Genomic DNA, 22,306 nt, shown 5'->3' on the forward strand with positions numbered 1-22,306 from the left:
CGGCAGAATAGAGCAATGACTCCAGCCGCCGCCGCATGAAGCCCAAGGTCACCTCGTTCGACATCGCCTTCAAGGCCGGCGTGTCGCAGGCCACCGTGTCGCGGGCGCTGCGCGGCAGTCCCCTGGTCAGCCTGGAAACCCGACAGCGGGTGCAGGCCGTGGCCAAGGAGCTCAACTACAAGGTGGACAAGAACGCGTCCAGCCTGCGGCGCCAGCGCGCGTCCACCCTGGCCCTGCTGCTGTTCGAGGATCCCACCAGCGACGACTCGCTGATCAATCCCTTCTTCCTCTCGATGCTGGCCTCGATCACGCGCGCCAGCGCGCGTCATGGCCACGACCTGCTGGTGTCGTTCCAGCAGATGTCCGACGACTGGCACGCCGAGTACCAGGACAGCCACCGCGCCGACGGCGTGATCCTGCTCGGCTACGGCGATTACCTGGCCTACCGCACTAAGCTCGAGCGCCTGGTCGAGGAAGGCACGCACTTCGTGCGCTGGGGTTCGGAAGTCGAGGACCAGCACGGCGTGTCCATCGGCTGCGACAACCGCCAGGGCGGGCGCATCGCCGCCGACCACCTGCTGTCGCTGGGCCGTCGCCGCATCGCCTACCTGGGCACGGCCACGCTTCAGTGCCCCGAGTTCCTGGACCGCTACCGCGGCTACGCCGACGCGCTGGCCGATGCCGGCCTGGCGCCTGACGATGCGCTGCGCGTGGACGCCAGCGATTCGACCGAGGAAGTGGGCCACAGCGCGATGCGCGCGCTGCTGGCGCGCGGCGCGCAGTTCGACGCCGTGTTCGCCGCCAGCGACCTGCTGGCCATCGGCGCCATGCGCGCGCTGGCCGAGGCCGGCAGGCAGGTCCCTGCCGACGTGTCGGTGGTGGGCTTCGACGACATCCCGATGGCCAGCTTCGCCAACCCGGCGCTGACCACCGTGATGCAGGACACGCGCCTGGCCGGGGAACGCCTGGTGGCCAGCGTGATCCGTCAGATCCGCGACGAGCCGGTCGGCAGCGAGATGCTGCCGACGCAATTGGTCATCCGTCGCTCGTGCGGCGCCTCGCCGAAGCCATGAGTTCGGCCAGCCGGGCCGCCAGGCGCGGCTCGGCCACCTCCGCGTCCAGCAGGAAGACTTCGGCGCCGTGCGCCGGCACCTCGGCCTCGAGCGTGCCGCCGGCCGCCACCGTGATGTCGCCGCCCGCCAGCGCTGCGCGCCACGTGCCGGCCTGCAGGTAGTCCGACACCGCGAAGCGCGTGGGCGCATCGCCCTTGTTGAGCAGCACCAGCGCGATCTGCGCCTTGCCCCCGTGCTGGTAGACGCGATAGAACGCCGCGCGGTCGCCCTGCAGTTCCAGGTTCAGCTGCAGGCCGCGCTGCAGCGCCGGCGAGGCCGCCCGCACGGCGGCGATGCGCTTGAGCGCCAGGTAGATCGGATGTGAACGCGCCTGGTCCACGCGCTGCTGGCCGAAATAATTGCGGTTGCCGGAATGTTCGACCCGCCCGCGCATGAAGCCGGTTTCCGACCCGTAGTAGATCACCGGCGTGCCGCGCGCGGTGAACAGCCAGTGGTGGGCATCGATGAAACCTTCGTCGCTGGCGTCCAGCCGCGCCATGTCGTGGTTGTCGTAGAAGGTCATCAGCTCGTAGGGGTTCTGGTACGGGCCGTTCTCCAGCGCCAGCGGCGCGGCCAGCGTGGCGTAGTCGCCGCCGTCTCGGTCCACCGCCTCCGACAGTGCCTTCTTCACCGGGAAATCGAGCACGCTGATGCCGCCGTTCTCGGGCCAGGTGAAGGGCGCGATGGTGGCGGCGTCGTAGTCGAAGGCCTCGCCGAACATGAAGAAGCCCGGGTGCTTGGCGCGGATGCGGTCGGCGAACTCCTTCCAGAACGACAGCGGCTGGTGCCGGATGGTGTCGATGCGGAACGCGTCCACGCCCTGCGCGGCCCACTGCAGGTAGGCCGAGACCAGGTGGTCCATCACGGCGGGGTTGCCGGCGTCGAAGTCCGACAGCTGCGCCAGGTCGGGCTTGGTGTTGTAGAAGGCGTGCAGCGGGTTGTGGGCCGGATCCAGCTGCCCGGGCGGCAGGTTGCCGTGGTCGGCCACCAGGGTGCCGTCCTTGTCGAACACCTGGCCGAAACCGGGCTGCGCCACCGGCATCGTCCAGCCGGGCGAGCCGTGGTTGCCGACGATGTCGAGCACCGTCTTCAGGCCCTGGGCGCGCAGGCCCCGGGTGAGGTCGGCGAAAGCCAGGCCGGGGCTTTCCAGGTGTTCGTCAACGACGTGGAAGTTGGTGGCCCAGTAGCCGTGGTAGCCCGACTTGCCGCGGTCGGTGAGGAAGCTGGTGCAGCTGATGGCGTCGCCGCCGGTGAAGGCCTGGTCGGGGTTGTCCACGATCGGCGTGATCCACACCGCGCCGAAGCCCAGCTCGCGGAGGTAGCCGGCGTTGTCGAGCAGGCCGCGGAAATCGCCGCCTAGGTAGCCGATGTTGTCGCCCTCCTCGCCACCGCAGGGCAGCGGGATGTCGAAGCTGGGATGTTCGCCGCCCTGGTCGCGATGGTCGTTGCCCGGATCGCCGTTGACGAAGCGGTCGGTGACGACGAAGTACACCGCGTGCTCGGCCATCGGCTCCAGCGTGCCGTAGTAGCTGGGCGCGACCTCGCGCGGCGAGAGCGAAGCAGGCGCCGCCGGATCAACGGTGGCCGCGGCGTCCGGCGCGGCGGGCGTGGCCGGCGGGGCGCCGCAGCCGGTGGCCAGCGCCAGGCAGGTGGCCAGCGCCAGCAGGGAAGGTCGGGTCAGGGACATCGGCAAGGCCTCAGTGCGCGGTGGCGAGGGGTTCGGGCGCGGCCACCGGTTCGCGCACGCGCACCAGGCACAGCGCGCCAAGCAGCAGGCTGGCGCCGCTGATCATCATGCCGGCGATGGCCTGGTTGTCGAACAGGTGCCGCAGCGCGGGACCCAGCAGGGTCGCGGCGACGATCTGCGGGATCACGATGAACATGTTGAAGATGCCCATGTAGATGCCCATCTTCTGGTCCGGCACGCTGCTGGCCAGCAGCGCGTACGGCATCGACAGGATGCTGGCCCAGGCCACGCCCACCAGCGCGAACGAGGCCACCAGGTAGCCCGGCGCCGGCACGTAGGCCATCGACAGGAATCCCAGCCCGCCCAGCACCAGTGCGCCGAAGTGCACGGCGCGGCGGTTCAGCGGCCGGCGCGCGGCGTAGAAGCTCAGCAGCAGCGCCACCGCCATGGACGACAGCCCGTAGTAACCCATGTAGCTGCCGACCAGGTCGGCCGCATCCTGGAAGGCGCCGTTGGCCTGCGTGAAGGCGGCGGCCTGCACGGCGTCGGCCATGTCGAAGGCCGAGGCATCCGGCGCCGGCGCCTTGAACACGTGCTCGGTCAGCGCCGGCGTGGCCAGGCTCCACATCGAGAAGAAGGCCAGCCAGCTGAAGAACTGCACGGTGCCGATGGCGAACATCTGCCGCGGCATGGTCACCACGTGGTGCACGATTTCGCCGATCATGCCGCGGCCGGATTTTTTCTCCGCCGCGAACCGCTCCGGATCTTCGGGCGGATACTCCTTCGTGGTGAAGATGGTGACCAGGATGCTGGCCAGGAACACGAAGGCGCCGATCGAGAACGCCAGCTTCACCGACGGCGGCACCACGCCGGGGCCGGCCTCGTTGGACACGCCCATCTGCGCCACCAGCCAGGGCAGGTTGCTGGCCACCCAGGTGCCGATGCCGATGATCAGGGTCTGCAGCACGAAGCCGTAGGAGCGCTGCTTTTCCGGAAGCTTGTCGGCCACCAGCGCGCGGAACGGTTCCATGCTGATGTTGATCGAGGCGTCGAGCACCCACAGCAGGCCGGCCGCCATCCACAGCGCCGGGGAGTAAGGCATGAACACCAGCGCGATCGAACTCAGGATCGCGCCGACCAGGAAATAGGGCCGGCGACGGCCCAGGATCGGGTGCCAGGTGCGGTCGCTGAAGTAGCCCACGATCGGCTGCACCAGCAGGCCCGTGAGCGGCGCGGCGATCCAAAGCAGGGGCAGCGAGTCCTTGTCGGCACCCAGCGTCTGGAAGATGCGCGACATGAAGCCGCCCTGCAGCGCGAAGCCGAACTGGATCCCGAGGAATCCGAAGGACATGTTCCAGATCTGCCAGAACGACAGATTCGGCTTGGTGGCCATGGTTCCCCTCCCAGGGAAGCGCGCGGGGCGCCGATGTGTGGTGTCGCGCGCCTGGTCGGTCCGGCACCGGCGCTTTTTTTGTGCACCCCGATGGTAGGCTGCGGACGGCCGGCGCGCCTGCCGCGTGCATACGTATTCACGCGACGCGAAGCGGGCGCAGAGGCATCTTGCCCCGACCACACCGCCCCGAGGGAACCGCCGGCCGTGACCCCCATCGAACGCATGCTGATCGCGATGACGCTGATCCTGGCCCTGCCCTACCTGATCTGGCGGCTGGGACGCACCGAGTACTTCGCGCCGCTGGTGGTGGTGCAGATCGTCACCGGCATCCTGCTGGGACCGGGACTGCTGGGCGCGGTGTTCCCGGCCTACTACGCGGCCGTGTTCACGCCCGAGGTGATACAGCAACTGGGCGCGATCGCGGCCTGGGCGGTGATGCTGTTCGTCTGGACCGCCGGCCTGGAGCTGGACCTGCACGAGGCCTGGGCCAAGCGCGGCGAAACCGCGCTCACCGCCGGCCTGGCCCTGGGTGCACCGCTGCTGCTGGGCGGCGCCGCGGCCGCGCTGCTGCTCTACCAGGATGCCGCCTGGGCCGGACCGCAGGGCGCGCCCTGGCAGTTCGTGCTCGGCGTGGGCATGGCCTGCGCGGTGACCGCGCTGCCGATCCTGATCCTGTTCATGGAAAAGCTGGCCATCCTGCGCGAACCCCTGGGCCAGCGCGTGCTGCGCTACGCCAGCCTGGACGACGTGGTGATCTGGGGCGTGCTGGCCCTGATCCTGCTCGACTACGAGCGCCTGGGCCGGCAGGCCATCTTCCTCGGCGGCTTCGCGGTGGCGGCCTGGGGCATGGCCTGGCTGATGCCGCGCCTGCCCGAGCGCGACCGCTGGTACGTGGCCATGGTGTGGCTGGCGGCCTGCGGCTTCGCCGGCGACTGGTCCGGCCTGCACTACATGGTCGGCGCCTTCCTGGCCGGCGCGGTGATGAACCGGCGCTGGTTCAACGCCGAACACCTGGACCTGCTGCGCACGCACCTGCTGCTGGTGGTGATGCCGGTGTTCTTCCTCAGCACCGGGCTGCGCACGCAGTGGACGCTGGGCGGCGCCGCGGTGTTCGGCGCGGCGGCGCTGCTGCTGGTGGCCTCGGTGGCCGGCAAGCTCGCCGGCGTGCACCTGGCCGGGCGCCTGCTGCGCTGGCCGGCGGGCCAGGCCGGGGTGATCGGCTGGCTGCTGCAGACCAAGGCGCTGATCATGATCATCTTCGCCAACATCCTGCTCGACCGCGGGGTGATCGCCGCCGGCACCTTCACCGCGCTGCTGCTGATGGCCGTCGCCAGCACCATGCTGACCGTGCCGATGGTTGCGCCTCGCCTTTCGCCTCGGGTTTGATTCTCTGGCCGGGGTATGGCGCCTGCGTCACCGCGGAAGCGAAGGTCACTTTCTGCTCAGTGAAGCCTTTTATTTCGCAGAAAGTGACCTTCGCTTCCACGGCGCCGCCGGTACATCCGCCGAGGGTTCTCAAAGGAAGGCCCGTGGCCACGCGCTTCGATGCTTACGCGTGTGCGATCAAGACCAAGGCGGGTCATCTCTCCTGCTGATCGCGCGGTTAAACGAGTCCGTACCCCTCCCGCCTCCGCGTCAACGCGTGCGTGTCCACCTGGACACGCAGCCGACATGGTCGCTAACTGGATGGACGTCGAGACCGGGACACCTGTCCGCCCGGCGGCGGGGGTGGGTTCTGCGCGAACCCGAGAAGCGCATCCGGCGGGAAAAGCGAGAAGCGTGCGCTCCCGCGCGCAGAGCATGTTCCCTGCTTTCTTCTCGTCCCCACGGTGGGCATCGGACGGTAAGTATCCGATGCGCTCCAAACACGGTCTTCCCCGGTTTCGGCCAGGCCCGTGAGGCACCGGAATCGCTTCTCACGCTCGCCCCGAACTTACACCCGCCGCCGGGCGGACAGGTGTCCCGGTCTCGACGTCCATCCAGCGCGCGACCAAGGGGATCGCGTGTCCAGGGGGACACGCACGCGTTGACGTGCTGGCGCCAAGTCGACCGCACTGTTTCACTGCGTGATCGGCAGGAGAGATGACTGGCCTCGGCCCGGATCGCACACGCGCAAGCATCGAAGCGCGCGGGCACGGGCCTTCCTGTCAGGAACCCGGATGACCCAGACCGGGCGTGCCGTGGAGGTGCAGCTCACTTTCTGCGAAATAAAGGCCTTGCAGAGCAGAAACTGACCTGCCCCTCCGCGGTACGACCGGCGCCGCAAATCCACGGTTCGCCCGGCGCAGAAGCCAAAAAAACCCCGCCGGCGCGGGGCCGGCGGGGTGGGGAGATTCCATCACTCAGAACTTGTAGTTGATGCCGAACAGGTAGTTGCGGCCGTATTCGAAGAACTGGCGCGGACGCTGGTCCAGGCCGTCGTAGGTCGAACGGAAGGGCTCGTCGGTGAGGTTGTTGACCTGCAGCAGGAAGGACAGGTCCTTGAGCGGACCCGACTGCAGCGTGTAGCCCACCTGGAAGTCCACCACCGCCTCGCCCGCGAACAGGATGCGGGTGCGGTCGCCGCCGAAGCCCTGCACTTCACCCAGGAACTCGGAGCGGCTGCGGCGGCTGCCGCGGATCGAGAAGCCGTAGCGCTCGTAGTACAGCGTCACGTTCGACGTGTACTTGGAGAAGCCGGGCAGCGCGGTGGTGGTGCCGGGACCGTCGGGCGAGATGCTGGTGTCGCTGTCGGTGTAGCTGGCCTGCAGGCCCAGGCCCTCCAGCGGCGCCCACAGCAGGTCGAACGGCACCGAGACCGCCAGCTCCAGGCCCTTGAGCTTGCCGCCCTCGCCGTTCTGCGGCGAGGTGAACTCGCCGATGTTCGACGGCGGGATGTCGGCGGGCAGCGTGCCAGGGGGGATGGCGAGCCCGCTGAAATCGAACGGCACCACCTGGTCGTAGATGTAGGTGCGCAGGTCCTTGTAGAAGTACGCCGCCGACACGTAGCCGCGTCCGCCGAAGTACTTCTCGTACGACAGGTCCAGCGAGTTGGCGATCCACGGCTCCAGCTCGGGGTTGCCGCCGCCGCCCGACCAGATGTCGCGGCCGCGGTCGATGCCGTAGCCGGCGTTGGCCCGCATCTGGTCCATGCGCGGACGCGCCATCTGGCGCCCGGCGCCGAAACGCAGCTTCTGCTCCCAGGGCAAGGTGAAGTTGAGGTTCAGGCTGGGCAGCACGTCGGTGTACTTGGCGCCGCCGTTGATCGGGTCGCCGACCGGGTTGCCTTCGTAAGTGGCGAAGCCATTCGAGCTCTGGTCGGTCTGCACGATCTGCACGCCAATGTTGCCGCGCACCGGCACCGAGCCCAGGTCGGTATCGATGTTGGCCTGCACGAACAGGGTGCTGACCGTTTCGTCGATGCTCCAGTTCTTGTTGGCGATGTCGCCGTTCTCGTTGCCGTCCAGCGCGTACACCGACGCCAGCGCGGCGCGGGCGTCGTAGCCGAAGATCGCCGGCAGCCCGGCGAAGTTGAAGCTGTTGCCGGTGAGCAGGCTGTCGGGGATGGCCAGGGTGGCGCCGTCGCGGCAGGCCACCAGGCACAGGAAGTTCTCGTTCGAGGCGCGGCTCTTCTCGCGGTCGGTGATGTTGAAGCCGAACTCGATGCTGGAGATGGCGCCGGACTCGAAGGTACGCTCGAAGTCGGCACGCGCCGCCATCAGGTTGTCGCGCACCTCGAAGTCCTTGACGTAGCCGTCCTGGCCCCAGCCACCGGCGTCGGTGAGCACGAAGTTGTCGGGATTGCCGTAGTCGAAGCCGAACTCGAAGTCGAAATAGCCGTCCGGGTTGAGCGTGGCCGAGCCGGAGTCGGTGACGCCAGCCGGGAAGCCCGCGTAGGTTTCCAGGATGCGTTCCTGGCGGTCCGCGCGCGAGGCGCTCAGGTCCAGGTTGACGGTCCAGGCGTCGCTCAGCGTCCACTGCTGTTCCCAGCCGAAGGACATCAGGGTGTCCTCGGCGCCGTTGAAGTCGTTGCGCATCACCGGGTCGAAGCCGGTGAAATCGAACGAGGTGGCGGTGCCGGTGGAATCGTTGACGCGGTTGGTCACCGTGCCCGGGATGCCGAATTCCATGCCGCGCTTGATCTCTTCCTTGTCGAAGCGCGAGTAGTAGAAGTCGAACATCGTGCGGTAGCTGTCGGTGGGGCGGTATTCCACCGCCGCCATGAAGCCGTCGCGGGTGTTGTCGTTCTGGAAGTCGTAGAGCTTGCCGCCGCCCAGCAGGCCGTTGTTGTAGCCCCAGGCCTCGAACTGATGGCCCTGGTTGGGGTTGTTCAGGCGCGCATAGCCCAGCGCCAGGCCCACCGTGTTGTCGGCGAACTGATCAATGTACGAGATGCTGAATCGGTTGCCGTATTCCTTCTCGTCACCCAGCTTGCTCATGTCGCCGCGGGCATTGACCGCGATGGTGCGCTCGGAATAGTTCAGCGGCCGCAGGGTCTGCAGGTCCACCGTGCCCGACAGGCCCTGGCCGACCAGCGAGGCGTCGGCGGTCTTGTAGACCACCACCTGGCTCATCAGTTCCGAGGGGTACTGGTCGAACTCGACGCCGCGGTTGTTGCCCAGGCTGACCTGCTCGCGGCCGTTGAGCGTGGTGGCGGCGAAGTCGCCGGCCAGGCCGCGGATGTTGATTTCGGAGGCACGGCCGCGGTCGCGCTGCGCGGTCAGGCCGGGCAGTCGGGCAATCGAGTCGGCGATGCTGGTGTCGGGAAGCTTGCCGATGTCCTCGGCGGAAATGGCCTCGACGATGGACGTGGAGGTTTCCTTGGTCTCGATGGCGTTCTCGATGCCGGCGCGGATGCCGGTGACCTCGAGGGTGTCGAGCACGGTGGCTTCACCGGCCGCTTCGGCTTCGGCCTTGGCCTTGGCTTCCGCTTCGGCCCGGGCCTTGGCTTCGTCCGTGGTTTCGGTGGCCGGGGTTGCCTGGGCATGGACCTGGCCCGATGCCGCCAGGATCGCGGAGGCCAGTGCGACGCTCAGCACATTGCGCTTGATATTCAACATCTCCCCTCCCGGGACACGTTGGTTGTTCCAGACTGTGCCCGCCGGCGGCCCCCTGAAACCTGGCAAAAACCCGCGGGAATTTCGCGCCCGACAGTGCATGCCGTCGTGCTGGTGGCGATAGTAGCCCCGGGTTCCGGCGCACGGACGGGACTGCATACGTATTCAAGGCGCGGCATGCGCAGGAACGTCACGTGGCCTGCAGTGGATCGGGTAAACCGTACGGGCCGGCGACCCGGAAGGAGATCCAGTGAAGACCAGCCCGCTGCAACGCCGCCTTTGCCTGGCCGCCGCCCTGCTGTGTGCCGGCCCGCTGCAGGCGGCCGACACCGCGTCCGACGCGCGGCGCGTGGACTGGCGCGACCAGGTCCTGTACTTCGTGATGATCGACCGTTTCGACGACGGCGATGCCGGCAACAACGACCAGGGCGCGGGCGAGTACGATCCCGCCTCGGGCGCGCGCTTCAGCGGTGGCGACCTGGCGGGACTGACGCGTCGCCTCGACTACGTGCGCGGGCTGGGCGTCACCGGCGTATGGATCACGCCGCCGGTGGCCAACCAGTGGTGGGACGGCAAGGTCGGCTACGGCGGCTACCACGGTTACTGGGCCGCCGACTTCAAGGCCGTGGACGCCCACTTCGGAAACCTCGCCGACTACCGCGCACTTGCGGATGCACTGCATGGCCGCGACATGACCCTGGTGCAGGACATCGTGGTCAACCACACCGGAAATTTTTTCAGCTACGACGCCACGCGCGACCCCGACGACCCGACCGTGGGCTACCAGCCCAACACGCGTTCGCGGCCGATGACGGCGCCGACGCAATCGCCGTTCTCGCTCAACGATCCTCGCCGCGCCGCCGATCGCGCCGCCGGCATCTACCACTGGACGCCGCGGATCGCCGACTTCACCCAGCGCCGGCAGGAACTCGACTACGCGCTGGCGGACCTGGACGACCTGGATACCGAAAACCCGCGCGTGCGCCAGGCCCTGCGCGACAGCTACGGCCACTGGATCCGCGAGGTGGGCGTGGATGCCTTCCGGGTGGACACGGCCTTCCACGTGCCGGCCGGTTTCTTCCGCGATTTCCTGCATTCCGGCGACGCCACGGCGCCCGGCATCCTGGCGGTGGCCCGCGCTGCCGGCAAACCCGATTTCCATGTGTTCGGCGAAGGTTTCGGCGTGGACAAACCTTATGCCGACACCCTGGCCCGCAAGATCGACGGCTACCTGCGCGATGCCGACGGCCCGCTGCTGCCGGGCATGATCAACTTCCCGCTGTACTCCGGCCTGGGCGACGCCTTCGCGCGCGGCCGGCCCACCGCCGAGCTGGCGCACCGCATCCGCAGCTCGATGGCGCTGCACGCCAATCCGCACCTGATGCCCACCTTCGTGGACAACCACGACGTCGAACGTTTCCTGGCCGGCGGCAGCGAGCCGGCGCTGAAGCAGGCCCTGCTGGCGATGATGACCCTGCCCGGCATCCCGGTGGTCTATTACGGCACCGAGCAGGGACTGCGCGGCCAGCGCGAGGCGATGTTCGCCGGTGGCCATGGCAACGGCGGGCGTGATCGCTTCGATACCGCTGCGCCGCTATACCGCTACCTGGCCGACATCATCGGCCTTCGCCGGGCGCAGCCACTGTTCTCGCGGGGCGCACCGACCGTGCTGCGCGACAGCGCCGCGGGACCGGGCGTGCTGGCCTGGCGCACCGATCATGAAGGCCAGTCGGCGCTGGTGGTGTTCAACAGCGACGACCGGCCTCGGCTGCTGGACAACCTCGACAGCGGACTGCCGGCAGGCACGACGCTGACCCTGCTGCATTCGATCACCGGCGAGGCGCCTGCCGCGACCCTGGATGCGCAGGGCCGGCTGACGCTGGTGCTGCCGCCGCGGGCCGGACTGGTGTGGCGTGCCGACGTGGCAAGCGCCCGAGTCCCTGCGACGGCGTCTTCGGGCGCCATCGCCCCGCGCGGTGCCCGCCTCACGCTGGACGCCTTCGATGGCGACGCGGTGCGCGGGCCCTTGGCCTTGCGGGGCCGGGCGGAAGGTGTGGAGGAGATCCAGCTGCTGGTGGACGGCGCGCTCGATGCGCCGCTGCGCGTGCAGCCGGGTGCCGACGGCCGTTGGCAAGCCTCGCTGGACACCGCGCGCTGGGTGGACCCGGCCGTGCAGCACCGCGTGGTCGCGTGGTCACCCACCACCGGCACGGCGTCGGAGGGTCGCGCGTTCTCGGTGGATCCGGACTGGCGCATCGCCGGGCGTATCGCCGACCCCGCGGGCGACGACACCGGCCCCACCGGCCGCTACGTCTATCCCACCGGCGACGGCTGGCGCGAACACCGTCCCGGCGACCTGCGCGCCGTGCAGGCCGAAGTGTCCGGCGGTTCGCTGCGGCTGACGCTGGAGATGGCGCAGGTGATCGCCGACTGGAACCCGCCCAACGGCTTCGACCACGTCAACTTCACGATCTACCTGACGCTGCCCCGGCGCAGCGACGGCGCGCGCGTGCTGCCGCTGCAGCAGGCGAGCCTGCCCGACGGCCAGCACTGGCACTACCGCTTCCGGCTCGGCGGGTGGACCAGCGCCGGCTTCTTGGCCGACGGCGCCACCGCCACCGACGAAGGCCGCGGCGTGATCCCTGCGCCGCAGGTGGGCGTGGACCGCGACCAGCGCACGATCACCGTCACCCTGCCCGCGGAGTCGATGGGCGCTCCGGCCACGCTCGACGGCGCGCAGGTGTACGTGACGACCTGGGACTACGACGGCGGCTATCGTCCGCTGCAGCCGGAGGCCGCGGGCAGCCGCTTCGGCGGCGGCGGCGCCGATGCGCCCAAGGTGCTCGACGATGCCCGCCTGGTGCTGCGCACGGCCGACTAGGGCCGAGCGATCGCGGACAGGCGGTCAGCGATGAGGGGCAGGAGCGCGGGGCGCGCACGCCCGCGCGTCACCCGTGTTTCAGGCCAGGCTGCGCCGGCAGACGAAGAACCCATTCAGCGTGAGCCGGCCCAGGCGCGGATCGGCCGACAGCTTCTCTGGCGAAACGATGTCGCCGCTGTGGAAGACATGCCCCGGATACAGGATCAGCCGGTTGAACGCCGCCGGCACGCCGGCCACGCGTTCGAACCACTCGTTGGATTCGGTCATGTACCCGCGCGCGATGCCCGACCGTGCCGCGAACTCGTCCGGCGACAGCGTCGCCGATGCCTTCACCAGCGACGCGATGTAGGCCGCGGGCCGCCGCGGCCGGTAGAAGCCGGTACCGCCCAACGAAGGATCCTTGAACAGGTACAGCACGCTCGCGCCCACCACCTGTCCCGGCCCGTCCTCCAGCCGGTCGGTGTGGCAGAACCACTGCCAGGGCGACAGCGCCGCCGGGGCGCGCGTGGCCAGCGACAGCCGCGCGTAGCGGCGCAAGGTGCGACGGGCACCCAGGCCTCGGCGGGCATGCAGCGCGAAAAAATCATCCAGTGCGGCCAATGCCGCTTCGGGCAGGTGAAGCTCGGGGCCGGGATAGCCGTTGTGCTCGCGCTCGTGGAAGGCGGCGGCGTGGCGCGCCGCGTGTTCGACCCAGGCCTCCGGCTCGCGCAGCGCGTCGTCCACCACCAGGCAGCTGCCGCCTTCGCCCAGCGACACCCGCTCCACCCGCGGCCGCGGGTTGAAGCGCAGCGGCGGCGACGGCGGCGGCAGCGGCACGGCGGCCATGGGCTCAGGCCGCTTTCGGCGTGCCGCAGTGCTTGCTGATGAAGTCCTGGTGCGTGGGCATGGCCCGCACGCAGTTGGCGATGACGCCGCGCACGGTGTCGGCGTGCTCCTGCAGCCGCTCGGGGCTGAGGTTGTCCACCAGCGGATGGTAGCCGCGCGGGTGCACGCGCTGGCCGTGCATCACCTGCACCCAGCTGGGTTCGGCGAACATCTCGGTGTGCTCGCGGAAGACGCGGCCGTTGCTGCGGAACAGGTCCATCTTGTGCTGCAGCGAATCGGGGATGGACATGGTGCGCACGTAGTCCCAGAACGGCGTGTCGCTGCGCTCGGTGGCGTGGTAGTGCAGGATCAGGAAGTCGCGGATCTTGTCGAACTCGAAGTGCGAATGGGCATTGAACTCGTCGATGTCGATCGGGTCGAAGCCGCCGTGCGGGAAGAAGGCCGTCAGCCGGGCGATGCCGGACTGGATCAGGTGGATGGACGTGGACTCCAGCGGCTCCATGAAGCCCGAGGCCAGGCCGATCGCCACCACGTTCCGGTTCCAGAACTTGTTGCGCTTGCCGGTGGTGAAGCGCAGCGGCTTGGGCGTCATCAGGGCCTCGCCCTCCAGGTTGGCCATCAGCGTGTCCGCAGCCTCGTCGTCGCTGATGAACTGGCTGGAATACACGTAGCCATTGCCCACCCGGTGCTGCAGCGGGATGCGCCACTGCCAGCCGGCCGTGCGCGCGGTGGAGCGCGTGTAGGGCGTCAGCGGGCCGTTGCTGGCGCACTGCACCGCCATCGCCCGGTCGCAGGGCAGCCAGTGGGTCCAGTCCTGGTAGCCGGTGTGCAGCGCCTGCTCGATCAGCAGGCCGCGGAAGCCCGAGCAGTCGACGAACAGCTGCCCGTCCACGCGCTCGCCGCCTTCCAGCACCACGGCCTCGACAAAGCCGTCCTCGGCGCGCAGCTTCACCTCGGCCACCTTGCCCTCGGTGCGGCGCACGCCGCGCGCCTCGGCATAGCCGCGAAGGTAGCGCGCATACAGGCCCGCATCGAAATGGTAGGCGTAGGCGATGTCGGCCATCGGCGAATTGGGCCGGTCGGTGATCGGCGGCATGAACTTGTTCGCGCGCGCCGCCGCGGTATTGATCGAATAGTCGTCCAGCGGCCCGGCCTTGCCCGCCTGGTGCAGCTTCAGCCAGTGGTGGTAGAACGGCACCACGCCCAGGTCCTGGCCGATCTTGCCGAAGCCGTGGATGTAGCTGTCGCCCAGCCGGCCCCAGTCCACGAACTCGATGCCCAGCTTGAACGAGCCCTTGGTCTGGCGGATGAAGTCGTTCTCGTCGATCTCCAGCGCCTGGTTGAACAGCTTGATCATCGGGATCGTGGCCTCGCCCACGCCCACCGTGCCGATGTCTTCGGACTCGACGAGGCGGATGCGGTGCTGCGGTCCCAGCACCTTGGCCAGCGCCGCAGCCGTCATCCAGCCGGCGGTGCCGCCGCCCACGATCACCACGTCCTGCACTTGCGCCTGCATGCCCCGCTCCCGGACTCCGCCGGGTCAGCCCCGGCCTGCTGATGCTTCCACGGCTGTCGCCGCGCTTCAATCCGCCACGAACACCACCACCGAACGCGCCGGCACCGTGAATTCGCCCGCCTCGCGCGCGAACCGCGCCTGCTCGCGCGGGCGCGCATCGGCGGCGCCGGCGGCGGCCTGCACGGGATGCAGCCGGAACTCGCGACCGACGGCCTCCGCGTCCCGCACGTGCGCCGCCTGCGTCCCGGCGTTGATCAGGTAGACCACCGCCGCATACTCCGACCCCGCCAGGTCCTTTCCGTCAAGGAAGGCGCCGACCACGGTGCCGCGCGGTTCGCCGGCCAGGTCCAGCAGGCGCAGCCGCGTCGTAACTTCGTCGGCGTCTCGCAGGCGCAGCAGGCGGGTTCCTGCGCGCACGCGCAGCAGGTCGAGGAAGGCGTCGCGGGTCCAGGCGATGTCGCGCGGTGACGGCGCCACCGAGGGGTCGGCCAGCACGGCGCGCATCACGTCCCAGCTGGCGCGGTTGTCCTCGGCGCGCGGCAGGCCAAGGCCGAAGTGATTGTCGGCCAGCGTCCAGTCCAGGCGGTTGAAGGCATCGCCGGAATTGAAGCTGTTGCGGTCCAGCGACTTGCTGCGCAGGATCTCGCCGCCGGCGTGGAAGTAGGCGATGCCCTGGGCCATCAGCACCGTGGACAGCGCCACCAGCTGCACGCGCGCGCGTTCGGCCGGCGGCGTGCCCGCCGGCAGCTTCAGCGCGTTGGCATCGAACAGGGTCAGGTTGTCGTGGTTCTCGACGTAGTTCACCACTTCGGCCGGCGAAGCGGCGTAGCCCGCGGGCTGGCCCACATAGTCCACCTCGGCCAGCGTGCGGGCCTGGCCCGTGTGGTCGCGGAAGGCCAGCGGCCCCAGCGTGCCCCCCAGGCCCACGCGCACCAGGTCGGCGGCGCGCTGCAGCTGTTCGGGCGTGGTCTTGTCCATGCCGTTGGGCACGTGGTGCAGGCCGTTGGCCCAGCCTTGTTGCGCGGCCAGCGCGGTGCCGCTGTCGCAGCAGCCGCCGCCGCGCACGGCGTCGCGCATGCGGTCGGAGAAGGTGGCGATGCCGCTGCCCGGCAACGAACGCTGCGAGGCCTGGACGAAGCGCGCCCCGTCGGCGACCTCGCCGAAGTTCCAGCCCTCGCCCAGCAGCAGCACGTGCCGGCCCGTGGCGGCATCAACTGCCTGCTGCAGGCGCTGCATGGCCTCGCGGGGCTGGTGGCCCATCAGGTCGAAGCGGAAGGAGTCGATGCGGTAATCGCGGGCCCAGGTCACGGCCGAGTCGATCATCAGCCGCGCCATCATCCGGTTCTCGGTGGCGGTGTTGTCGCAGCAGGTGGAGCGCTCCACCTCGCCGCGGGCGTTGAGCCGGTGGTAGTAGCCCGGCACGATCCGGTCCAGCACCGAGCGCGGGTCCTGGCCCGAGGCGAAGGTGTGGTTGTAGACCACGTCCATGCCCACGCGCAGGCCGGCCGCGTGCAGGGCCTGCACCATCGCGCGGAACTCGCGGATGCGGGTGGCGCCGTGGGCGGCATCGCTGCTGTAGCTGCCTTCGGGTGCGGTGTAGTGCAGGGGGTCGTAGCCCCAGTTGAAACAGTCGCGTTCAGCCACCGCCGCGATCGCGGCTTGCCAGGCCAGCGGGTCATCGCCGGTGGCCTGCGGCGTGACGCAGCCGGTCTCGGGCACGCTGCCGAAGTCATAGGCGGGCAGCAGGTGCACGTCGGTCATGCCGGCGGCGGCCAGGGCGCGCAGGTGCCGCATGCCGGCCGACCCGGCAGTGAAGGCGAGGTACTTGCCGCGGTGCGCTTCCGGCACGGTCGTGTCGGCGATCGAAAAATCGCGCACGTGCAGCTCGTAGATCATCGCGTCGGTGGACGCGGCCAGGGCGCGGCCGCGCGGCGCCTCGGCCCAGCCCGGCGGCATCAGGCGCGGATCGTCCAGGTTTGCAATGTAGGTTCGCCGGGAGTCCGCGCCCAGGCTGACGGCGTAGGGATCGGTGACGCGGTTGCGCACGTGGCCATGGCCCGGCACGAACACGTCCACCAGGTAGGTGTAGTACCTGCCGTCGAGGGCAGCCGGGAGCTGCACCGACCACGTACCGGTGGCCGCATCGCGGACCAGGGGCTCGACCCGCGTGGCGTCGGCGACATCATCGTCATACAGGCATAGCTGCACGCGCCGTGCCGTCGGGGCCCAGACCCTGAAGCCGGTTTGCGCGGGGGAGGAATGCGCGCCAAGACCGGTCAGGCCCTCGGCAGCGGCATAGCGCCGATCCAAGGCGGGAGCGTGCTGCACGCGGGTGCGATCGCGTTCCCTGCCCTGCCCGTCCCGTTCCACCAGCACCAGGTCGCCGCCCAGCCACGCCGCGGCGCGACCAGCCTGCGACGCGTCCAGCTGCCACTCGCCGCCCGGGCCGATCCACGCGTGCCGCGCGGCCTCGTCCGCCGGCAGCTCGCCGATGGCGCGCGACAGCGTCAGTTCGGCCGGCTCGCCGCCCTCGCCGGGCGCGGGCGTGTAGCGCAGGACCAGGCGCGCATCGGCCGGCTTGCCCGGCCAGCGCAGCCGGCGATCATCCAGCCAGAGCGCGCGCGCGTCCGCCGTCGCGGTGTGCTTCGACAGAACCGTGCTCGGGTCGGCCTGGTTGCAGGCGGTCAGCCCCTCGTCGCCCTGCGCAACGCCGGCCAGCAGCGCCGCCCCCCACAGCCAGCGGCGCAAGGCGCGCGACTCAGCGCGCCGGCGCATCGGCCACCGCGGGCGCCGCACGCGGCAGCAGCCGGTTGGCGAGCAGGATCACGACCAGGGTGGTGGCCAGCGTGATCGCCATCAGGTGGATGTAGTGCAGAGGCGACCAGACGAAGGTGAACACGGCATACATCAGCGCACCGAAGGCCAGGCCCACGCGCGCCGCCCGCCCACCCACCCACGGAAACGCCACGGCGACGATGAAGATCGCCAGCACCGGCATCGAATACAGGCCGTTGAGCCGCTGCAGCGTGTCCACGATGCTGCGCGAGTGCTCGTACACCGGCACGATCAGCAGCGAGCCGATCGTGAACAGCACCGCCACCCACTGGCCTACCCGCTTCACGTCGGCCTTCGGATTGACGTAGCGGATGTGCAGGTCGCAGGCGTACAGCGCCGACGCCGAATTCAGGCAGGAGTTGTAGCTCGACAGCACCGCGCCGGCGATCACCGCCGCGAACGCGCCCGACAGCCACGGCGGCAGCACGTCGCCCACCAGTCGGCCGTAGGCGCTGTCGCCCACGTCGCCGTAGAGCTTGTAGGCGATCAGGCCGGGCAGCACGACGATCAGCGGCAGCACCAGCTTGAACGCCGCGGCCGCGTACAGGCCCTTCTGCGCCTCGCGCACCGAGCGCGCCGCCAGTGCACGCTGGGCGATCACCATGTTGGTGCCCCAGTAGAAGACGTGGATGAAGACCATGCCGGTCAGCAGCGTGGTCCAGGGGATGTCGGAGTCGGGCGCACCGATCAGGGTCAGCCGCTCGGCCGGGATGCCGGACAGGTCGAAGTCCACCGCCGCCAGCGCCAGCACGGTCACGGTGCCGCCCAGCACCAGCAGGCCGACGCCGTTGAAGGTATCGGAGATGGCGATCGCGCGCAGGCCGCCAAAGGCGGCATAGGCCAGGCCCACCGCCGCGAAGCCGATCGCGATCTGGAACAGGCTCATGTCCGGATTGAACATGGACTTCATGAACAACGAACCGGTGTAGAGCACCACCGGCAGCAGGATGCACAGGTAGCCCAGCAGGAACAGCACCGACACCATCGCGCGCAGCCCGGCATCGCCGAGCCGGCGCTCGATCAGCTCGGGCGTGGTCGTGCAGCCATGCTTGTAGTACAGCGGGATCAGCACGTGGGCCAGGATCAGCAGGCCGGCGACGGCGCCGAACTCCCACCACGCCACCAGCGCCACCTGGGCGCCGTTCATGCCGACGATCTGTTCGGCGCTGATGTTGGTCAGCAGCAAAGACCCGGCGATGTAGGGCCAGGCCAGGGTGCCGCCGGCCAGGAAATAATCCTTCGACGCGTTGGCGTCACGCACCGCGCCCCGGCAGCGCCACCAGGTGAGCGCGGCCACCAGCGCCGTGAGCCCGATGAAGATCGACAACTGGATGCTGTAGCCCGACATTCCACGCCTCCCCGCGCAGGACTGGCCGCCACCCTACCACCCCGCCCGCGCGCCGGCCGGACCATGAATACGTATGCACCCCCACACGTCGGACAATGGCGCGCCGCTAAGCTTCCCGACACCCCTCGGGCAGCGCGGCCAGCCACGGAGCAGGCGACATGCAGCAACAGCGTTGGTGGCGCGGTGCCACCATCTACCAGATCTACCCGCGCAGCTTCCTGGACGTGAGCGGCGACGGCGTGGGCGACCTGCCGGGCATCGAGGCCAAGCTGGACTACGTGGCCAGCCTGGGCGTGGACGCGATCTGGATTTCGCCCTTCTTCCTCTCGCCGATGGCGGACTTCGGCTACGACATCGCCGACTACTGCGCGGTGGACCCGCTGTTCGGCACCCTGGCCGACTTCGACCGGCTGCTGGCACGCGCGCATTCGCTGGGCCTGAAGGTGATGATCGACCAGGTGCTCAGCCACAGCTCCAGCGAGCACGCCTGGTTCAAGGAAAGCCGCAGCAGCCGCGACAACCCCAAGGCCGACTGGTACGTGTGGGCCGACGCGAAACCCGACGGCTCGCCGCCCAACAACTGGCTGTCGATCTTCGGCGGCGGCGCCTGGCAGTGGGAGCCGCGCCGCGGACAGTACTACCTGCACAACTTCCTGGTGCAGCAGCCGGACCTGAACTTCCACAACCCGGCCGTGCAGCAGGCCACGCTGGACAACGTGAAGTTCTGGCTGGACCGCGGCGTGGACGGCCTGCGCCTGGACGCGATCAACTTCTGCTTCCACGACCGCCAGCTGCGCGACAACCCGGCCAAGCCGCCGGAGAAACGCACCGGCCGCGGCTTCTCGCCCGACAATCCGTACGCGTTCCAGTACCACCACCACAACAACACGCAGCCCGAGAACCACGCCTTCCTCGAGCGCCTGCGCGCGCTGATGGACCAGTACCCCGACGTCGGCGCCCTGGGCGAGATCTCGGCCGAAGACCTGCTGGGCACCATGACCGACTACACGCGGCCGGGCCGGCTGCACATGGGCTACAGCTTCGAACTGCTCACCGAGGATGGCTCACCGGGCTTCATCCGCCGCACGGTGGAAGAGCTGCAGGCGCACATGACCGACGGCTGGCCGTGCTGGTCGGTGTCCAACCATGACGTGCCGCGCGTGGTCAGCCGCTGGGGCCAGGGCTCGACCCATCCGCACCTGGCCAGCCAGTACAACGCGCTGGCGTGCTCGCTGCGCGGTTCGATCTGCCTCTACCAGGGCGAGGAGCTGGGCCTGCCCGAGGCCGACGTGCCCTTCGAGGCGATCCAGGACCCTTACGGCATCGCCTTCTGGCCCACATTCAAGGGCCGCGACGGCTGCCGCACGCCGATGCCCTGGCAGCCCGGCAACGGCGCCGGCTTCAGCGCCGCCACGCCCTGGCTGCCGGTGCCCGACGCACATCGTGCGCTCAGCGTGGCCACGCAGGAGGCCGATGCCGACAGCACCCTGCACCGGTTCCGGCGCTTCCTGGCCTGGCGCAAGCGCCAGCCGGCGCTGACCGCCGGCGAACTGCGTTTCCTGGATGCGCCCGAGCCGCTGCTGGTGTTCGAACGCACGCATGCGAAGCAGCGCATGCTGGTCGCCTTCAATCTTTCCGACCAGCCGCAGTCGGTGGCGCTGCCGGACCTGGATTCCTGGCACGCCGATACCGGCCATGGCCTGCTTTCGGGCCACGCGGAAGGCCAGCGGCTGCAGCTGCCGGCGCGCGGCGTCTACTACGCCGTCGCGCCGGCCGCCTGAAGCCGGATCAGTCGCGGCGGTAGAGCTGCGATCCCTGGGTGCGGAACTGCTCGGCCTTCTCGGCCATGCCCTTGGCCAGCGCCTCGGACTCGTCGCTCACGCCCTGGCTGGCGGCGTACTCGCGCACGTCCTGGGTGATCTTCATCGAGCAGAAGTGCGGGCCGCACATCGAGCAGAAGTGGGCAACCTTGTGCGCGTCCTTGGGCAGCGTTTCATCGTGGTACTCGCGGGCGCGCTCCGGGTCCAGGCCCAGGTTGAACTGGTCTTCCCAGCGGAATTCGAAGCGGGCCTTGCTCAGCGCGTTGTCGCGCGCCTGTGCGCCCGGATGGCCCTTGGCCAGGTCGGCGGCGTGCGCGGCGATGCGGTAGGCCATCAGGCCTTCGCGCACGTCGTTCTTGTCGGGCAGGCCCAGGTGCTCCTTCGGCGTGACGTAGCAGAGCATCGCGGTGCCGAACCAGCCGATCATCGCGGCGCCGATGGCGCTGGTGATGTGGTCGTAGCCCGGCGCGATGTCGGTGGTCAGCGGGCCGAGCGTGTAGAACGGCGCCTCGCCGCAGACGGCCAGCTGCTTGTCCATGTTTTCCTTGATCAGGTGCATCGGCACGTGGCCGGGCCCTTCGATCATGGTCTGCACGTCGTGCTTCCAGGCGATCTGGGTCAGCTCGCCCAGCGTCTCGAGTTCACCGAACTGCGCGGCGTCGTTGGCATCGGCGATGGAGCCCGGGCGCAGGCCGTCGCCCAGCGAGAAGCTGACGTCATACGCCTTCATGATCTCGCAGATGTCTTCGAAGTGCGTGTAGAGGAAATTCTCCTTGTGGTGGGCCAGGCACCACTTGGCCATGATCGAGCCGCCGCGGCTGACGATGCCGGTGACCCGCTTGGCGGTCAGCGGCACGTAGCGCAGCAGCACGCCGGCATGGATGGTGAAGTAGTCCACGCCCTGTTCGGCCTGTTCGATCAGGGTGTCGCGGAACACGTCCCAGGTCAGGTCCTCGGCCTTGCCGTTCACCTTCTCCAGCGCCTGGTAGATCGGCACGGTGCCGATGGGAACGGGCGAGTTGCGGATGATCCACTCGCGCGTTTCGTGGATGTTCTTGCCCGTGCTCAGGTCCATCACGGTGTCGCCGCCCCAGCGTATCGACCACACCAGCTTTTCCACTTCCTCGGCGATGCCGGAGGAAACGGCGGAGTTACCGATATTGGCATTGACCTTGGTCAGGAAGTTGCGGCCGATGATCATCGGCTCCAGTTCCGGATGGTTGATGTTGGCCGGGATGATGGCGCGGCCGCGCGCCACTTCGTCGCGCACGAACTCGGGCGTGATGGACTTCTGGATGTTGGCGCCGAAGGTCTCGCCCGGGTGCTGGCGCAGCAGGTGCGCCTCGGTGATGGCCTCGATGCGCTGGTTCTCGCGGATGGCGATGTACTCCATCTCGGGCGTGACGATGCCGCGGCGCGCGTAGTGCATCTGGGTCACGTTGGCCCCGGCATGGGCGCGGCGCGGCGGCCGAAGCGCGGGGAAGCGCACGGCGTCGAGCGAGGCGTCGGCGGCCCGGCCGCGACCGAACTCCGAGCTCAGCCCCGGCAGCGGCGAACTGTCGCCGCGCTCGGCGATCCAGCGCTCGCGCAGCGGCTTGAGGCCCGCACCCAGGTCGATGTTCGCGTCCGGGTCGCTGTACGGGCCCGAGGTGTCGTAGACCACGAAGGGCGCGTTGGGCTCCTTGATGCCGTACATGCGCGGCGTCTCGGACAGCGCGATCTCGCGCATCGGCACCTGGATGTCGGGACGCGAACCCTCGACATGGATCTTGCGCGAGCCCGGAATGGGCCGCGTGACGGATTCGGAAAGTTCCTGCGCCTGGCGCAGCAGTTCGGTGGGCAGCGCATTCATG

12 protein-coding genes are annotated in these 22,306 nt (G+C 69.3%); 4 read left to right on the forward strand and 8 right to left on the reverse strand.

The features are described 5' to 3' along the window. Window positions 1-35 precede the first annotated feature (35 nt). The gene (locus ACOQFR_RS01720; protein WP_421377855.1) at window positions 36-1,073 is read left to right on the forward strand and encodes a LacI family DNA-binding transcriptional regulator; all 1,038 of its coding nucleotides are present in this window, start codon (window positions 36-38) and stop codon (window positions 1,071-1,073) included. Here the strand turns inward: ACOQFR_RS01720 and ACOQFR_RS01725 are convergent. Together ACOQFR_RS01725 and ACOQFR_RS01730 are read right to left on the reverse strand one after the other, a co-directional pair. Further along, complete coding sequence (locus ACOQFR_RS01725; protein ID WP_421377856.1) at window positions 1,036-2,799, reverse strand: alpha-amylase family glycosyl hydrolase; 1,764 nt, start codon at window positions 2,797-2,799, stop codon at window positions 1,036-1,038. The two genes, ACOQFR_RS01720 and ACOQFR_RS01725, sit on opposite strands and share 38 nt — an antisense overlap. Before the next feature lie 10 nt (window positions 2,800-2,809). Beyond that, window positions 2,810-4,192 (reverse strand): MFS transporter, encoded by a 1,383-nt coding sequence (locus ACOQFR_RS01730; RefSeq protein WP_421377857.1) that lies wholly within the window; start codon window positions 4,190-4,192, stop codon window positions 2,810-2,812. A gap of 204 nt (window positions 4,193-4,396) precedes the next feature. On the opposite strand from ACOQFR_RS01730, the gene ACOQFR_RS01735 reads away from it, so the two are divergent. Beyond that, complete coding sequence (locus ACOQFR_RS01735; RefSeq protein ID WP_421377858.1) at window positions 4,397-5,578, forward strand: cation:proton antiporter; 1,182 nt, start codon at window positions 4,397-4,399, stop codon at window positions 5,576-5,578. Window positions 5,579-6,534: 956 nt separating this feature from the next. Here the strand turns inward: ACOQFR_RS01735 and ACOQFR_RS01740 are convergent. Beyond that, window positions 6,535-9,231 (reverse strand): TonB-dependent receptor, encoded by a 2,697-nt coding sequence (locus ACOQFR_RS01740; protein WP_421377859.1) that lies wholly within the window; start codon window positions 9,229-9,231, stop codon window positions 6,535-6,537. Window positions 9,232-9,478: 247 nt separating this feature from the next. Between ACOQFR_RS01740 and ACOQFR_RS01745 the strand changes: the two genes are divergently transcribed. After that, a complete protein-coding gene (locus ACOQFR_RS01745; RefSeq protein WP_421377860.1) occupies window positions 9,479-12,109 on the forward strand; it encodes an alpha-amylase family glycosyl hydrolase in 2,631 nt (876 codons plus the stop codon). A 78-nt stretch (window positions 12,110-12,187) separates the two neighbouring features. On the opposite strand, the gene ACOQFR_RS01750 is transcribed toward ACOQFR_RS01745, so the two are convergent. The 4 genes from ACOQFR_RS01750 to ACOQFR_RS01765 form a co-directional block, all read right to left on the reverse strand. Then, on the reverse strand, window positions 12,188-12,934 hold the full coding sequence (locus tag ACOQFR_RS01750; protein WP_421377861.1) for a DUF6445 family protein: 747 nt from the start codon (window positions 12,932-12,934) through the stop codon (window positions 12,188-12,190). Between the two features lie 4 nt (window positions 12,935-12,938). After that, on the reverse strand, window positions 12,939-14,450 hold the full coding sequence (locus ACOQFR_RS01755; protein ID WP_421377863.1) for a tryptophan halogenase family protein: 1,512 nt from the start codon (window positions 14,448-14,450) through the stop codon (window positions 12,939-12,941). A 66-nt stretch (window positions 14,451-14,516) separates the two neighbouring features. After that, entirely contained in the window at window positions 14,517-17,225 is a 2,709-nt protein-coding gene (locus ACOQFR_RS01760) for an alpha-1,6-glucosidase domain-containing protein (RefSeq protein WP_421377865.1), read from the reverse strand. Then, the gene (locus ACOQFR_RS01765) at window positions 17,209-18,633 is read right to left on the reverse strand and encodes a solute:sodium symporter family transporter (protein WP_421377867.1); all 1,425 of its coding nucleotides are present in this window, start codon (window positions 18,631-18,633) and stop codon (window positions 17,209-17,211) included. The genes ACOQFR_RS01760 and ACOQFR_RS01765 overlap by 17 nt, the downstream gene beginning before the upstream one ends. A 158-nt stretch (window positions 18,634-18,791) precedes the next feature. Here ACOQFR_RS01765 and ACOQFR_RS01770 point away from each other — a divergent pair, with 158 nt between their 5' ends. Further along, complete coding sequence (locus tag ACOQFR_RS01770; protein WP_421377869.1) at window positions 18,792-20,414, forward strand: alpha-glucosidase family protein; 1,623 nt, start codon at window positions 18,792-18,794, stop codon at window positions 20,412-20,414. Between the two features lie 7 nt (window positions 20,415-20,421). On the opposite strand, the gene thiC is transcribed toward ACOQFR_RS01770, so the two are convergent. Next, entirely contained in the window at window positions 20,422-22,305 is a 1,884-nt protein-coding gene (gene thiC, locus ACOQFR_RS01775) for a phosphomethylpyrimidine synthase ThiC (protein WP_421377871.1), read from the reverse strand. Window position 22,306: the final 1 nt, after the last annotated feature.

The sequence above is a fragment of the Arenimonas sp. MALMAid1274 genome (assembly GCF_049195245.1).
In the GTDB taxonomy this organism is placed as follows: domain Bacteria; phylum Pseudomonadota; class Gammaproteobacteria; order Xanthomonadales; family Xanthomonadaceae; genus Arenimonas.